This is a genomic window from Pantoea sp. DY-17, assembly GCF_019795975.1.
Lineage (GTDB): Bacteria > Pseudomonadota > Gammaproteobacteria > Enterobacterales > Enterobacteriaceae > Pantoea > Pantoea leporis.
Genome location: NZ_JAIMIG010000006.1, coordinates 154,982 through 168,649, shown reverse-complemented (window position 1 = coordinate 168,649; position 13,668 = coordinate 154,982). Strand labels below are relative to the sequence as shown.

The 13,668-nt window shown below is 55.5% G+C and carries 14 protein-coding genes; 1 reads left to right on the top strand and 13 read right to left on the bottom strand.

Features of this window, described 5'->3' with window-relative positions:
• Positions 1-36: 36 nt before the first annotated feature.
• From trpS to pilM, 12 genes are all read right to left on the bottom strand, one after another.
• The gene (gene trpS / locus K5Y33_RS21655; RefSeq protein WP_101762662.1) at positions 37-1,041 is read right to left on the bottom strand and encodes a tryptophan--tRNA ligase; all 1,005 of its coding nucleotides are present in this window, start codon (positions 1,039-1,041) and stop codon (positions 37-39) included.
• 15 nt (positions 1,042-1,056) lie between these two features.
• Entirely contained in the window at positions 1,057-1,734 is a 678-nt protein-coding gene (locus K5Y33_RS21650) for a phosphoglycolate phosphatase (RefSeq protein WP_101762663.1), read from the bottom strand.
• Positions 1,718-2,401: a ribulose-phosphate 3-epimerase gene (gene rpe, locus K5Y33_RS21645; protein WP_008107883.1), complete on the bottom strand. Its 684-nt coding sequence runs from the start codon at positions 2,399-2,401 to the stop codon at positions 1,718-1,720. The genes K5Y33_RS21650 and rpe overlap by 17 nt, the downstream gene beginning before the upstream one ends.
• Positions 2,402-2,466: 65 nt before the next feature.
• Positions 2,467-3,279 carry an adenine-specific DNA-methyltransferase gene (dam, locus tag K5Y33_RS21640; protein ID WP_101762665.1) on the bottom strand — a complete coding sequence of 271 codons (813 nt, stop codon included), beginning with the start codon at positions 3,277-3,279 and terminating at the stop codon, positions 2,467-2,469.
• 97 nt (positions 3,280-3,376) lie between these two features.
• Positions 3,377-4,414: an SPOR domain-containing protein gene (locus K5Y33_RS21635; protein ID WP_222235084.1), complete on the bottom strand. Its 1,038-nt coding sequence runs from the start codon at positions 4,412-4,414 to the stop codon at positions 3,377-3,379.
• A gap of 64 nt (positions 4,415-4,478) precedes the next feature.
• The gene (gene aroB / locus K5Y33_RS21630) at positions 4,479-5,567 is read right to left on the bottom strand and encodes a 3-dehydroquinate synthase (RefSeq protein WP_222235083.1); all 1,089 of its coding nucleotides are present in this window, start codon (positions 5,565-5,567) and stop codon (positions 4,479-4,481) included.
• 39 nt (positions 5,568-5,606) lie between these two features.
• Complete coding sequence (gene aroK, locus K5Y33_RS21625) at positions 5,607-6,128, bottom strand: shikimate kinase AroK (RefSeq protein ID WP_008107887.1); 522 nt, start codon at positions 6,126-6,128, stop codon at positions 5,607-5,609.
• 481 nt (positions 6,129-6,609) lie between these two features.
• The gene (hofQ, locus tag K5Y33_RS21620) at positions 6,610-7,869 is read right to left on the bottom strand and encodes a DNA uptake porin HofQ (protein WP_222235082.1); all 1,260 of its coding nucleotides are present in this window, start codon (positions 7,867-7,869) and stop codon (positions 6,610-6,612) included.
• Entirely contained in the window at positions 7,814-8,191 is a 378-nt protein-coding gene (locus tag K5Y33_RS21615; protein WP_222235081.1) for a HofP DNA utilization family protein, read from the bottom strand. The genes hofQ and K5Y33_RS21615 overlap by 56 nt, the downstream gene beginning before the upstream one ends.
• Positions 8,181-8,675 carry a hypothetical protein gene (locus K5Y33_RS21610; RefSeq protein WP_101762670.1) on the bottom strand — a complete coding sequence of 165 codons (495 nt, stop codon included), beginning with the start codon at positions 8,673-8,675 and terminating at the stop codon, positions 8,181-8,183. The genes K5Y33_RS21615 and K5Y33_RS21610 overlap by 11 nt, the downstream gene beginning before the upstream one ends.
• A complete protein-coding gene (locus K5Y33_RS21605; RefSeq protein WP_222235080.1) occupies positions 8,668-9,210 on the bottom strand; it encodes a PilN domain-containing protein in 543 nt (180 codons plus the stop codon). The genes K5Y33_RS21610 and K5Y33_RS21605 overlap by 8 nt, the downstream gene beginning before the upstream one ends.
• Positions 9,210-10,019 carry a pilus assembly protein PilM gene (pilM, locus tag K5Y33_RS21600; protein ID WP_222235079.1) on the bottom strand — a complete coding sequence of 270 codons (810 nt, stop codon included), beginning with the start codon at positions 10,017-10,019 and terminating at the stop codon, positions 9,210-9,212. Before pilM ends, K5Y33_RS21605 begins: the two co-directional genes overlap by 1 nt.
• 149 nt (positions 10,020-10,168) lie before the next feature.
• Here pilM and mrcA point away from each other — a divergent pair, with 149 nt between their 5' ends.
• A complete protein-coding gene (gene mrcA / locus K5Y33_RS21595; RefSeq protein ID WP_222235078.1) occupies positions 10,169-12,709 on the top strand; it encodes a peptidoglycan glycosyltransferase/peptidoglycan DD-transpeptidase MrcA in 2,541 nt (846 codons plus the stop codon).
• A 51-nt stretch (positions 12,710-12,760) separates the two neighbouring features.
• On the opposite strand, the gene nudE is transcribed toward mrcA, so the two are convergent.
• The gene (gene nudE / locus K5Y33_RS21590; RefSeq protein ID WP_101762674.1) at positions 12,761-13,327 is read right to left on the bottom strand and encodes an ADP compounds hydrolase NudE; all 567 of its coding nucleotides are present in this window, start codon (positions 13,325-13,327) and stop codon (positions 12,761-12,763) included.
• Between the last annotated feature and the right edge of the window lie 341 nt (positions 13,328-13,668).

Below are 13,668 nucleotides of genomic sequence, written 5' to 3'. Positions count from 1 at the left end.
AAATGACCCGCCGTTCTGTTCTATTCCGCACACCGCTTACGGCTGTGCGACAAAACCTACCGCTTCATACACTTTCTTCAGCGTTTCCTGCGCATGAGCGCGGGCTTTTGCTGCGCCATCGCGCATCACCTGATTCAGCAACTCTTCATCGTTACGGAAACGATGATAGCGCTCCTGCAGCTCGGTCAGCATGCCGGAAACCGCTTCAGCCACTTCACCTTTCAGATGGCCGTACATTTTGCCTTCGAACTCTTGCTCCAGCTGCGCAATGGTTTTACCGGTCACGCCCGCAAGAATATCCAGCAGGTTTGATACACCGGCTTTCTCTTTGACGTCGTAGCGCACCACTGGCGGCTCGGCGGAGTCGGTTACCGCACGTTTGATCTTCTTCACCACCGCTTTGGTGTCTTCCAGCAGACCAATCACGTTGTTACGGTTGTCGTCTGACTTGGACATTTTTTTGGTCGGCTCAAGCAGCGACATCACGCGTGCACCCGATTTCGGAATGAACGGTTCAGGCACTTTGAACACATCGCCGTATAGCGCATTGAAACGCTGGGCGATATCGCGGCTCAGCTCCAGATGCTGCTTCTGATCTTCGCCAACCGGCACCTGATTGGTTTGATAGAGCAGGATATCGGCCGCCATCAGCACCGGATAATCAAACAGGCCTGCGGTGATGTTTTCCGAGTAGCGCGCGGATTTATCTTTGAACTGCGTCATGCGGCTCAGCTCGCCAAAATAGGCGTAGCAGTTCAGCACCCAGCTCAGCTGCGCATGCTCTGGCACGTGCGACTGAACAAAGATGGTGCTCTTCGCCGGGTCGATGCCGCAGGCAAGATAGAGCGCTAAGGTATCCAGCGTGGCTTTACGCAGCGCGGTTGGATCCTGACGTACGGTGATGGCGTGCAGATCGACGATGCAGTAAATGCAGTGAAAATCATCCTGCATCTGCACCCACTGACGCAGCGCACCCATATAGTTGCCAATGGTCAGTTCACCGGAAGGCTGGGCGCCGCTGAAAACGATGGGTTTGCTCATGTTATGTCCTGATAATCACAGCCCGATAGCGGGCAAAAGTTCGTCAAAAGAGTCGAGAGTTAAATCGGGTTGGCTGGTAGCAATCGGCTCGCCGTAGTTGTAGCCGAATGTCATACCGATGTTCGGTACGCCTGCCGCCTGGGCCGCGAGAATATCATTGCGAGAATCGCCGACAAACAGCAATTGTCCCGGAAGCACGCCAAAATGGCCAAGGACGAGGAAAATGGCCGCCGGATGGGGCTTTTTCACAATTACGTCGTCACCGCCGATAATCTGCGTGAAGTACTCAGCAATCCCGAGCGACTTCAGCAGCGGCGCCACAAATGGCGTTGGCTTGTTGGTGACGATCGCCAACGGCAGGCCTTTCGCCTGCAAGGCCGCCAGCGTCTCTACTACCTGCGGGAACAGCGTACTGCCCGCTTCTACCGTTTGCGCGTAATATTTGTCAAACAGCGCACGCGCATCGCGTTGCTCTTCGGCATGCGGCTCGCGTCCCAGCGCCCAGGTCAGCGCGCGGGTCATCATCACGTCAGCGCCGTTACCAATCCAGGTAGAAGCCAATGCCAAACCCGGCGGCGGCAGCTGCAGATCGCTCAGCGCATGATCGATGGCTTGTGCCAGGCCCGGCGCGCTATCGACCAGCGTACCGTCGAGGTCAAACGCCAGCGCGCGGATATCAGTGAAATGAGCCATTAACTTTCTCCAGTTCGCCACGCATCTCATCGATCACTTTTTTGTAATCCGGATGACCGAAGATCGCGGAACCGGCAACAAACATATCGGCACCGGCGGCAGCAATCTGGCCGATGTTATCGATTTTCACGCCGCCATCCACTTCCAGACGAATGTTGTAGCCACTCTCATCAATCAGGCGACGCGCCTGACGCAGTTTGTCGAGCGTACCGGGAATGAAGGATTGACCGCCAAAGCCTGGGTTCACCGACATCAGCAGAATGATGTCCAGCTTATCCATTACATAATCGAGGTAGTCGAGCGGCGTCGCAGGGTTGAACACCAGACCCGCTTTGCAACCATGCTCTTTGATCAGCTGCAGCGTGCGATCAACATGCTCGCTGGCTTCCGGGTGGAAAGTGATGAAGGTGGCGCCCGCTTTAGCGAATTCCGGGATCAATGCATCCACAGGTTTAACCATCAGATGCACATCAATAGGTGCAGTGATGCCGTAATCGCGCAGCGCTTTAAGCACCATCGGCCCCATCGTCAGATTGGGAACGTAGTGGTTATCCATCACATCGAAATGGACCACATCACCACCTGCCGCCAGCGCTTTGGCCGTGTCTTCACCCAAACGCGCGAAGTCAGCAGCCAGAATTGATGGGGCCAGTAAAAATTGTTTCATCCGATTCTCCCAATTTTGTGCGCCAGCCTGAGCTGGCGTAATGCCTTGGTCGCGGACGAAACAGGCTAGCGGAAAAGCGCTAGCAGTTCGTCGACTTGCGTGCGACCACTTATGCTTCGGCTGATGGAACGCCGGGCTTTGACTATGTGTAAATCCGCATTCTGATACCACTCACGCGTGAGTACCGTATCGTGGTTTGAAATCAGTACCGGGATGCGATTTTGCTGCGAAAGCTTATTGGCTAACTCAGCCAGATGCTGCTGCTCGCGCAGACTAAAACTGTTGGTGTGGTAAGCGGTAAAATTTGCTGTCGCCGAAAGCGGGGCATACGGCGGATCGCAATAAACCACTGAGCCTTCAACGGCGTTGTTCAGAGTAACATCGTACGATTCACAGACAAAGGTCGCTTTTTGCGCCCGTTCGGCAAACCAGAGCAGCTCCGCTTCCGGGAAGTACGGCTTGCGATACCGGCCAAAAGGCACGTTAAACTCACCGCGCAAATTGTAGCGGCACAGACCGTTATAACCGTGTCGATTGAGATACAGAAACAGCACCGCGCGCTGATATTCATCTTTGCTCGCATTAAAGGCGATGCGCTGCGCGTAGTAGGTTTCTGCCGTGTTGCCTTCAGCGTTGAAAAGCTGGCGCGCGTCTTCAATGAAAGCCGCGGTACGCGTTTTGACGATGTTATACAGATTGATGAGATCACCGTTGATGTCCGCCAGGTGATAGCGGTCATAGTCGGTGTTGAGGAACACGGAACCGGCGCCGACAAAGGGTTCGATTAGACAATCACCTTGTGGCAAATGACGACGGATGTCATCGAGGAGCGGGTATTTCCCTCCGGCCCATTTCAGGAAAGCGCGATTTTTTTTCATGCTGTCGTGGTTATTACATCTTAATTATTGGCTGTGGTGGAACCGACAGCAGCTCTGCGCTTTAAACGGGGCCGCATGTTTGCGGCCCCACATCTCATTACTGGCTTTCTTTCTTCACCTGGCTAAGCGGTTTTACCCACGGATTGGCCGCACGCACTTCCGCTGGCAGCGATGCCACGGCGCGTTTCGCATCGGCTGGCGTGGCGTAAGCGCCGCTCACCAACACATACCAAGGTTCGCCGTTACGCGTGGTTTTATACACGTGATAACCGCTCAGGTTCTGTTTTCTCGCCCAGGCGTTCAGGCTCTCTTCTTTCGACGCACCGCTCAACTGCAGCGTATAGTTTCCGCCCGACGGCAACGATTTGCTGGCACCGCTCGCACTGGCAGGCGCGGGATTACGCGTCGGGGTGGTGCGGGTGTTGTTCTCTTTCACAGCTGCTGGTTTAGTGGCGGTCGGTGTTTTATGCGGCGTCAACGCGTGCGTCTCGCGTGTACCGTTGTTGCTGGTGCGCGCGGGGGTTTCTGAACGCATGGCTGGCGGCGTGATCGCTTTACCGTTGCCGCTGACTGTGGCCGGCGCGGTTGGCAGCGAGCTATTACCCTGCGCGCCTTGTGCTGCGGCATCGACAGAACCTTGCTGATTGTTCAGCGCACTATTGAGATCGCCCGGCAGCGTGACACGTTGTTGATTAGCTGGCGTATCCACAGGCGCAGCTTGCGTCGGCGTCGAGGAGACCGATGGCATCGAGATGGATTGACCATCGCTGCCCGCTGGTGCAGTTGTGCCCGCGGTGTTTTGCGCTACGCTGCCTTCAGCAGAAGGCGTGGCGTTTTGCTGGCCGCTCATGGACGTCGATCCCGAAAGGTCGATGTTCTTTTCGCTGCCACCGGCAGAAGGTGCCGCGCCATTATTTGCAGTATTGGTTGCGGGTTTCTTCTCATCTGGGCCGGTTAATGCTGAACCAATCCCCAGCACCACCAACAGCAGAACCAAAATACCAATGCCCATCATCATATGTTGACGGGAAACCGGTACTTTCACTTTCGGCGCAGAAGACGATTTGCGTGGCCGCGTCGGACGGCGGTCACTGGCGTCAGGTTTTAACTCGTCTTCCGGTTTGAACTCATCCATTTAGCCTCCTCCGTAAAACGACGCGCTTCCCACACGCCGCATCACCACTCATCACTTCTAATAATCAGGGTTTCTGGCAATCGTTAATTGCTGCCAGCACCATATCATGAGCCACACCGCCACGCACTTCAGAGCGGCCAATAGCGAGAGGCAGCACCAGACGCAGCTCGCCCGCCAGCACTTTCTTATCGCGCATCATGTGTGGCAAATAATCTTCCGCCGCCATGCTCGCCGGGCCATGTACAGGCAAACCAGCACGCAACAGCAGCGCGATAATGCGATCGGTTTCAACCGAGGTGAACTGCCCTAAACGTTCAGCGGTACGTGCGGCCATCACCATGCCAGCCGACACCGCTTCGCCGTGCAGCCAGTTGCCGTAGCCCATGTGCGCCTCAACCGCATGACCAAAAGTATGGCCCAGATTGAGCAGTGCACGTACGCCGGTTTCGCGCTCATCAGCCGCAACCACTTCGGCTTTAAGCTCGCAGCAACGACGGATGCAGTAAGCCAGGGCTTTTTCATCCAGCGCCAGCAGAGCATCAAGATTTTGCTCTAGCCACTGGAAGAATTCGCCATCAAGGATAATGCCGTATTTGATCACTTCCGCCAGACCGGACGCTAGTTCGCGCGGTGGCAGAGTGGTCAGGCAATGGGTATCCACTACGACAGACGCGGGCTGATAAAACGCCCCAATCATGTTTTTGCCGAGTGGATGGTTTACCGCGGTTTTTCCACCGACGGAGGAGTCAACCTGAGACAACAACGTGGTCGGCACCTGAATAAAGCGCACGCCACGCTGATAGCTGGCTGCAGCAAATCCGGTTAAGTCACCAATCACGCCACCACCGAGTGCAATCAACGTGGTATCACGACCGTGCGGCTTTTTCAGCAGCGCGGTGAACACCTCGTCCATGACCGCCAGGGTTTTGTACTGCTCACCATCAGGCAAAATGACCTGATCTACCTTAATGCCGGCATTGCTGAGCAGCGCTGACAGGGGTTCAAGATAGATCGGCGCCAGGGTCTGGTTTGTCACCAGCATGGCATTGTCGCCTGCTTTGAGCGGCCAAAAAGAAGCCGGATCGTTAAACAGTCCGGCAGCGATGGTGATGGGGTAACTGCGATCCCCGAGTGAGACAGTGATCTTCTCCATGATGACCGATACCTATTGCTGAGCCCTCAGGGCGCTGGATTAGTTCTTTTCCAGCATGTTGATGATCTGATTGGCCACCACTTTTGCACTCTGATCGTCAGTGCGAATAGTGACATCAGCGATCTCTTCATAAAGCGGATTACGTTCACCAGCTAGCGCTTCCAGTACTTCGCGCGGCGGTGATTCAACCTGCAACAGCGGACGCTTTTTATCACGCTGGGTTCGTGCAAGTTGCTTTTCGATGGTGGTTTCAAGGTATACGACCACACCGCGGGCGGAGAGACGATTACGGGTCTCGCGGGATTTGACTGAGCCGCCACCGGTCGCGAGGACAATGCCTTGCTTCTCGGTCAGCTCATTAATGATCTTTTCTTCACGATCGCGGAAGCCTTCTTCGCCTTCCACATCAAATACCCAGCCTACATCCGCTCCGGTGCGTCGCTCAATTTCCTGATCGGAATCGAAAAATTCCATATTGAGTTGCTGAGCCAACTGACGACCAATAGTGCTTTTGCCGGCACCCATCGGCCCAACCAGAAAGATATTGCGTTTCTCTGCCATTTTATCGGTATTACTAAGAATTCGTTGATGATACCCCGCGTTCAGCATAGCTGGCGGGACAGGAACTGAGACCTCATGAGCGTTAACAAGAGTCAGACGGAAAATTATCTCAACACTCATGGCCGTTTGGCAACCGAATAAATTGCCCCCGGCGACCTCTTAACAGGACCGGTCTGTGGTTCGCGAGACGGTAACGCACCTCCGCTGATCCGCTATATTTCGTGCTACAGGCACGCTGGCCGGGGTCATCCACTGTCATCGCTTACCGATGTAAGCACAGTGCATTCACTCATTTAACGTCTTACTGGAGCTCGAATTATTTTGGCGATATTTCTTTTGACGTCAGTATCGCTTGTGACCAACGTCATTCGGAAGGTTATTCTGCCGCGTTCCGTTACACCGTTTTGAAAATCGCTAAACCTTGTAAGCTAATTCCAGCCCTGCGTCAACGCAGTTGGCCTCACAGAACGAATTTTCCGCTTTATCCGGCAGTAAGCGCTGCTTCCCTGACCAGTCTGGGAGTAATAAAGATCACCAGCTCCTTTTTCTTCTGCTCATCAGTTTGCTGACGGAACAAATTCCCTAATAAAGGCATACCGCCCAGCCAGGGCACGCGTTTTTCGCTCTGCGTACGCTGCTGCTGGAAAATGCCGCCCAGCGCTAAGGTTTCGCCATCGCGCAGCGTCACCTGAGTCTCGATCTCCTGCTTATCAATACTCAGCACCTGGTTGTCGCCAATGTTTACACTGCGCCCTGGCAAGTTCTGGCTCAGCCGCAGTTTGAGCTGGATGCGGCCATTTCCCAGCACCACCGGCGTCACTTCCATGCCTAAAACCGCTTCCTTAAATTCAATGGCGGTGGCACCGCTGTTGCCCGATTTCACCTCATAAGGGATTTCCGTGCCCTGTTTGATGCTGGCGGTTTGCTGATGCGAGGTAAACAAGCGCGGACTGGCGATGATTTCGATTTGGTTCTCCTGCTCCAGCGCACTCAGTTCCAGGTTGAGCAGTTCGCCGCTGACCTGGCCCAGCGTCACGCCCGCGCGAAACGCCGGATTACTCACCGCAAGAGGAATCTCGAGCAGCGGGTTGCGCAACGCCTGCGTTACCACTTCTGCCGGTGACGTGCCCCAGTTAACACCTAACTCGCGCAGGTGCTCTTCATTGATGGTGACGATATGTGCCGCGAGCTCAACCTGCTCGAGCGGCAAATCCAGCGCTTTTAACCAGCGCTCGGTGTCACGCAATGCCTCAGCCGTATCGCGTAGCAGCAAACTGTTGGTGCGGCTATCGACCGTGACGCTACCACGCGGCGTCATCAACGAGCGTTCGGCTTGCAGGCTGCGGTAAATATCGCTGGCGCTGGCGTAATGCAGCGTCACGGTTTGTTGTTCCAGCGGCGTTTGCTGCTTCTCCTCCTCACGCTCCACCTTTTCCTGTTGCGCCTGCTGCTGCTGCCAGCTTTCCGGATAGACCAGCAAAACGCCCTCTTCCTGCACCACGGTGAGTTTTGCCAGCTGCGTTACCAGCGCGAGCGCGCGATCCCAGCCGACATTGTCTAATCGCAGCGACAGCCGACCTTCAACGCCCGGCGCAATCAGCAGGTTGGTCTGCTGATAATCTGCCAGCGCCTGCAAAATGCGTTCAACCGGCGCATCATCAAACGTCAGACTTAATCGGTCGTCGTTAGCGCGCAGCGGCATGCTCAGACACAGCAGCATCAGTAACGTCATCCATTTCATAAAAACCTCCTTTTATTACCCATGTGATTTGCTGTGGCGTGCAGCTTTGTGCTGCGCTCAACACCAGCATGCGCGACGTAAGCTGCAAGACTTGCCAGGGCGGCTGGGGAAAAGGCGCTTGATTATCCAGCCGATGGCTTTTGCCTTGAGGTGACACCAGCCACGCCACGTAGTGCGGCGCCGTGCCAATAATGCCCTGTAAGCGCCAGCCTTCTGGCGCAGCAACCTGCGTCTGACACAGCGTTGCTGCCAGCGGCTGGAAAGGATCGCGCGCCAGTGCCAGCGAGCTGCAGAGTAACAACAGCAAGGCGCTACTCCGCATCGTCACTCTCCAGCCACAGTTGCGTGTTCAATACGCCTTGCTCGGCTTGCAGCTGAAAGCGTTGTGGCACCGGTAATCGGGTGCTGGCTAGTTCACTAAACAGCGGCAGAAATTGCGGCCAGGCAAGCCTTAATTGCAGTTGCTGCGGCTGGCTATCCGGATGCCAGGCTTCCAGCTGATTGCCGCGCGCTGCCACGATTCGCTCCAGCGTTTGCTGAGTGCCGGTATCCTTCGTGGGTTGCTGCAGCAGGCTAATCTCGCTCTGCAACACATCAATAGCCGGAAGTGAAGCCAGCTGTTGCAACCGCTGTTGCTGCTGTTGACGCATCTGTTCCAGCTGCCGCGCTTGCGCTTCACGCATCTGCTGCTGCGGACGAAGCAGCACGATCCACGTCAGCGCAAACAGCCCCAGCGATAACGTCAAAAGTCCCAGCATGCGCAGCGGCAGCGTGAGCATCAGCCAGCGCTGCAGGAGTTCATTCATCGGCTACCTCCTGCACGCGCGCATGCAAAGCAAAACGATAGTCGCCGCCCGCTTCGCGCTTCACACCGCCCTGCTTTACGCTGCTGAACAGCGGCTGAGTCATGAGCTGATGACGAAAATCACTGACAGCCGCCATGCTCTGCGCCCGCCCTTCCAACACCAGTTGCCCTTGCCGACGTTCGAGGCGATTGAGCCACAAGGTGTCTGGCATTAACTCCGGCAGTTGCTGCCAAAAATGCTGCCAGCGCTGATGCTGATCTTGCCGTTGCAGCTGTGCCTGCTGCGCCTGAAGAAGTGATTCACGCAGCTTCAACAGCGATTGCTGCTGTTCCAGCTGTTGCTGCAGTAAGCTGAGGAGAGAAGTGATATCCATCAGCGCGTCCGTTTGTTGCTGCCGTGCAATGACGCCGCGCCACCACAGTAATGAGAGGATCAGCAAGGTGCAGACCAGCGTAAGCGACAGCAGCGAGATGCTCTGCTGGCGCCGCCGCTGCGATTGCTGGATGCGCCAGGGAAGCAGGTTGACCGCCAGCATCAGACATCCTCCGGGCGCAGCGCCAGCCCAAGCGCGATGGCAAAAATACCTTCCTGTGCAGGCAACGGCGGTTGCAGATAGTGCAGCAGCGAAAACGGCTTGCAGCGTTTAACCTGCTCCCCAGGCAAAACCTGAGTTGAGGTGCAGAATACGCTTTCCATCTGCGGGAAGGTTTCGCGCAGCTGCGCGAGGGTGAGCGGTTCAGTGGCCGCACCTGAAGTGGTGCTTTCCCCCACCAGCGTCCATAGCCAATGATCGCTAAGCGGATGAACCAATAAGTGGTTGTGGCGTAACGGCAGGCGCATGGCGATCTGCGTCAGCGCCAGGCTACTCAGCTCAAACACGTCCGGTCGCAGACCTGCCTGTTTGAGCGGCGTCAGCCATTGCGTAATCACCTCGCGCCGTGCCGCGGTAACGTAAAGCGGTGCATCCTTGCCCGGTGAGCGATAATCCAGCGACAGCGAAGCGGGTTCGACGGGAAACAGACGCTGCGCAGAAGCCGCCACATAGCGCCCCAGCGCGGGTTCACGCAGCGAGGTTTCCGGCAGCGGCAAAGTGCGTTGCAATACCAACTGCGGCGGCAGGCCAACGCGCAGTGAATAGCGCCTCGGCAGATGGCGCTGCCAGCGCCCTAACATATCCAGTAATGCAGGCGTGGTTTGCAGCACGCCGTTTCTTAACGTATCTTGCGGCAGCGTTTGTTGCCACCAGTGTCGCAACTGCCAACCATGACGTCGGCGTTCGATGCCAAGGGCACACAGTTGTCCGTTTTGGATATCCAGTCCAATTTGCCAGCGCTGAAAAGCCATACGCGCGATCTCCTTATCATTAAAAGGTCAGAGTGCTGATACCCCGGCAACTTCAAGCCTGACAGGTATATGAATGCGTCAGGCTTGTCTTTATACTACCGCGCGGTTGCTTATAAACTGCTCAAACGACAACAGATGGGAATTCTCAGGTGAAGTTCGTAAAGTATTTATTGATCCTTGCAGTGTGTTGCATTTTGCTGGGAGCCGGCACGGTTTATGGTTTGTACAAATACATAGAGCCGCAGCTGCCTGATGTGAACACATTGAAAGATGTGCGCCTGCAAACTCCTATGCAGGTTTACAGCGCGGATGGCGATCTAATCGCCCAGTACGGCGAGAAGCGCCGTGTCCCGCTGACCCTACAACAGATGCCGCCTGAGTTAATCAAAGCGTTTATTGCCACCGAAGATAGCCGTTTCTACGAGCATCACGGTGTCGATCCGGTGGGGATTTTCCGTGCAGCCAGCATTGCGCTGATGTCCGGTCACGCCTCGCAGGGCGCCAGTACCATTACTCAACAGCTGGCGCGTAACTTCTTCCTCAGCCCGGAACGCACCTTGATGCGTAAGATTAAGGAAGCGTTCCTCGCGATCCGTATCGAACAGCTGCTGAGCAAAGATGAAATCCTTGAGCTCTATCTCAACAAGATTTATCTCGGCTATCGCGCGTACGGCGTGGGCGCGGCGGCGCAGGTCTACTTTGGTAAACCTATTGATCAACTGTCGCTGAGTGAAATGGCGATGATTGCTGGGTTGCCAAAAGCCCCTTCGACGTTCAACCCGCTCTATTCTCATACGCGTGCGCTGGCGCGTCGTAATGTGGTGCTGGCGCGTATGCTGGATCAAAACTACATCACGCAGCAGCAATATAACGAAGCGCGTAACTCCCCGCTGACGGCCAGCTATCACGGCCCGGAAATCGCCTTCTCTGCACCTTACTTAAGTGAAATGGTGCGTCAGGAGATGGTGAAGCGTTATGGCGATAAAGCCTATGAAGATGGTTACAAGGTTTACACCACCGTCACCCGCCATCTGCAGGAAGCCGCACAGCAGGCGGTGCGTAACAATGTGATGGCGTATGACATGCGCCACGGCTATCGCGGTCCAACCAATGTGCTGTGGAAAGTGGGCGAAGCGAGCTGGGATCAAACCCGCATCCAGAATGCGCTGAAAAATCTGCCAACTTACGGACCGCTGAATGCTGCGGTGATCACCAGCGCCAGCGCCGATCACGCCACGGCGATGCTGAAAGATGGCAGCAGCGTTACGCTGAATATGGCCGGTGTACGCTGGGCGCGCGCTTACAAATCTGACACGCTGCAAGGCCCAACGCCGCGCAGCGTGACGCAGGTGCTGCAGACCGGCCAGCAGATTTGGGTGCGTAAAGTGAATAACGACTGGTGGCTCGGCCAGGTTCCGGCGGTGAACTCGGCGCTGGTGTCACTCAATCCAGAAGATGGTGCGGTTCGCGCGCTGGTCGGCGGTTTCGACTTCAACCAGAGCATGTTCAACCGCGCAACCCAAGCGCTGCGTCAGGTGGGTTCCAACATCAAACCTTTCCTGTATACCGCAGCAATGGATCGCGGTTTAACGCTGGCATCGATTCTCAATGACGTGCCGATTTCGCGCTGGGATGCCGGTGCGGGTGCTGACTGGCGTCCGAAGAACTCACCGCCAACGTATGCAGGTCCAATCCGTTTGCGTCAGGGGTTAGGCGAGTCGAAAAACGTGGTGATGGTTCGTGCGATGCGTGCGATGGGCGTTGATTACGCGGCGGAATATCTGCAGCGTTTCGGCTTCCCGGCGCAGAACATCGTGCATACCGAATCGTTAGCCTTAGGCGCGGCGTCCTTTACCCCAATGCAGGTGGTACGCGGCTACGCGGTGATGGCGAACGGCGGCTTCCTGATTGATCCGTACTTCATCGCGAAGATTGAGAATGAACAAGGCGGCGTGATCTTCGAAGAGAAACCGAAGATTGCCTGTCCGCAGTGCAACCTGCCGGTGATCTATGGCGATACCAAAAAGTCGGTCGCGTTGAATGAAGAGAGCGTCGAGAATGTCGCGACCTCCGATCAATCGCAGAACCAAACCGTGCCGCAACCGGAGCTGGAGCAAGTGCCTGCGCAGCCGGGTGGCGAGCAGCAGTATGCTCCGCACGTGATCAACACGCCGCTGTCATTCCTGATCAAGAGCGCGCTGAACACCAACATCTTCGGCGAGCCGGGCTGGATGGGAACGGGCTGGCGTGCCGGTCGTGACCTGAAGCGTAACGATATCGGCGGCAAAACCGGTACCACCAACAGCTCGAAAGATGCGTGGTTCTCTGGTTATGGTCCGGGCGTGGTGACGTCGGTGTGGATTGGTTTCGATGATTCGCGCGCGTTGGGTCGATCCACCATGTCAGGTGCGATACCGGATCAAATCTCCGGTTACGAAGGCGGCGCGAAGAGTGCACAGCCAGCATGGGATGACTATATGAAATCCGCGCTGGAAGGCGTGCCGGTACAGCCGCTGACACCGCCAGATGGCGTGGTCACCGTTAACATCGATCGCGGCACCGGCAAGTTGGCTAACGGCGGTAACTCGCGTCAGGAGTACTTCATCAACGGCACCCAGCCAACCGAGTATTCGGTGCATGATGTCGGCACCACCCTCATGGACAACGGCGAAAGCCACGAACTGTTCTGATCAAAAAAGCCGGCAAATGCGCCGGCTTTCTTTTTTTAATGATGATGCAATTTAGTAGCTTAAACGGCCCTGCTTCACCAGCCACTCACGCACCATAAACAGCGCGCTGACGTTACGCGCTTCGCGGAAGTCGGGTTCATCCAGCAGCGCCAGCAGATTATTTAGCGGCCAGCGATGGACAATTAGCGGCTCCGGCTCATCACCTTCCAGCTTCTCTTCGTACAAACCTTCCGCCACCACGATGTTCATCTTGCTGGAGAAATATGAGGGCGCCATGGTCAGCTTGCCCAGCGCTTCCAGTTTGGTGGCACCAAATCCCGCTTCTTCTTTCAGTTCACGATCGGCGGCTTCAAAGGCGCTTTCGCCAGGATCGATTAGCCCTTTAGGAAAGCCCAGTTCATAGCTTTCCAGACCGACGGCGTACTCCTGGATCAGGATCACGTCATCGCCAATAATCGGCACAATCATCACCGCTTCACGGTCGGAAGGTTTCATCCGCTCATAGACGCGTCGCGCGCCATTGCTGAAAGCGAGATCGACCGCTTCGATGGTGAACAGGCGGGAGCGGGCCACCGCTGCCACATTGAGGATGTCAGGTTTTTTCATTGGGGTTTTCATATCAGCCTCAAACTTAGCACAACCCTGTGAAACGTGATGACGCCAGCATACCGAAGCCAGAACTATTGTGCGACACGCAGCGTAAGTAAACTATGGTGACACACATTCACTTATGGCTGCTAACAACTTCTTGTTATCTATGCAGTTAAAAATTCACAATAAGTCAACGGTGTTGGGTTAAATTCAGAAAATACCGATATTTAGTTGAGTCATGTCTGGTTAACATCCCGTTAAGGAATGATCTAACAAACTATAATTAAATGATTTTGCGCGTTATTTTATCTGACTTTTCCCTTGTCAGAATGACATCTGCTCGCCAAAATTGACTTGTATTGATGGAT

What these genes read in the sequence shown, in the direction of transcription:
- dam (WP_101762665.1), bottom strand. Translation starts at nt 3,279, where the DNA reads ATGAAAAAAAATCGCGCTTTCCTGAAATGGGCCGGAGGGAAATACCCG.
- nudE (WP_101762674.1), bottom strand. Translation starts at nt 13,327, where the DNA reads ATGAAAACCCCAATGAAAAAACCTGACATCCTCAATGTGGCAGCGGTG.
- rpe (WP_008107883.1), bottom strand. Translation starts at nt 2,401, where the DNA reads ATGAAACAATTTTTACTGGCCCCATCAATTCTGGCTGCTGACTTCGCG.
- trpS (WP_101762662.1), bottom strand. Translation starts at nt 1,041, where the DNA reads ATGAGCAAACCCATCGTTTTCAGCGGCGCCCAGCCTTCCGGTGAACTG.
- aroB (WP_222235083.1), bottom strand. Translation starts at nt 5,567, where the DNA reads ATGGAGAAGATCACTGTCTCACTCGGGGATCGCAGTTACCCCATCACC.
- K5Y33_RS21650 (WP_101762663.1), bottom strand. Translation starts at nt 1,734, where the DNA reads ATGGCTCATTTCACTGATATCCGCGCGCTGGCGTTTGACCTCGACGGT.
- aroK (WP_008107887.1), bottom strand. Translation starts at nt 6,128, where the DNA reads ATGGCAGAGAAACGCAATATCTTTCTGGTTGGGCCGATGGGTGCCGGC.
- K5Y33_RS21610 (WP_101762670.1), bottom strand. Translation starts at nt 8,675, where the DNA reads ATGAATGAACTCCTGCAGCGCTGGCTGATGCTCACGCTGCCGCTGCGC.
- K5Y33_RS21635 (WP_222235084.1), bottom strand. Translation starts at nt 4,414, where the DNA reads ATGGATGAGTTCAAACCGGAAGACGAGTTAAAACCTGACGCCAGTGAC.
- hofQ (WP_222235082.1), bottom strand. Translation starts at nt 7,869, where the DNA reads ATGAAATGGATGACGTTACTGATGCTGCTGTGTCTGAGCATGCCGCTG.
- K5Y33_RS21615 (WP_222235081.1), bottom strand. Translation starts at nt 8,191, where the DNA reads ATGCGGAGTAGCGCCTTGCTGTTGTTACTCTGCAGCTCGCTGGCACTG.
- pilM (WP_222235079.1), bottom strand. Translation starts at nt 10,019, where the DNA reads ATGGCTTTTCAGCGCTGGCAAATTGGACTGGATATCCAAAACGGACAA.
- K5Y33_RS21605 (WP_222235080.1), bottom strand. Translation starts at nt 9,210, where the DNA reads ATGCTGGCGGTCAACCTGCTTCCCTGGCGCATCCAGCAATCGCAGCGG.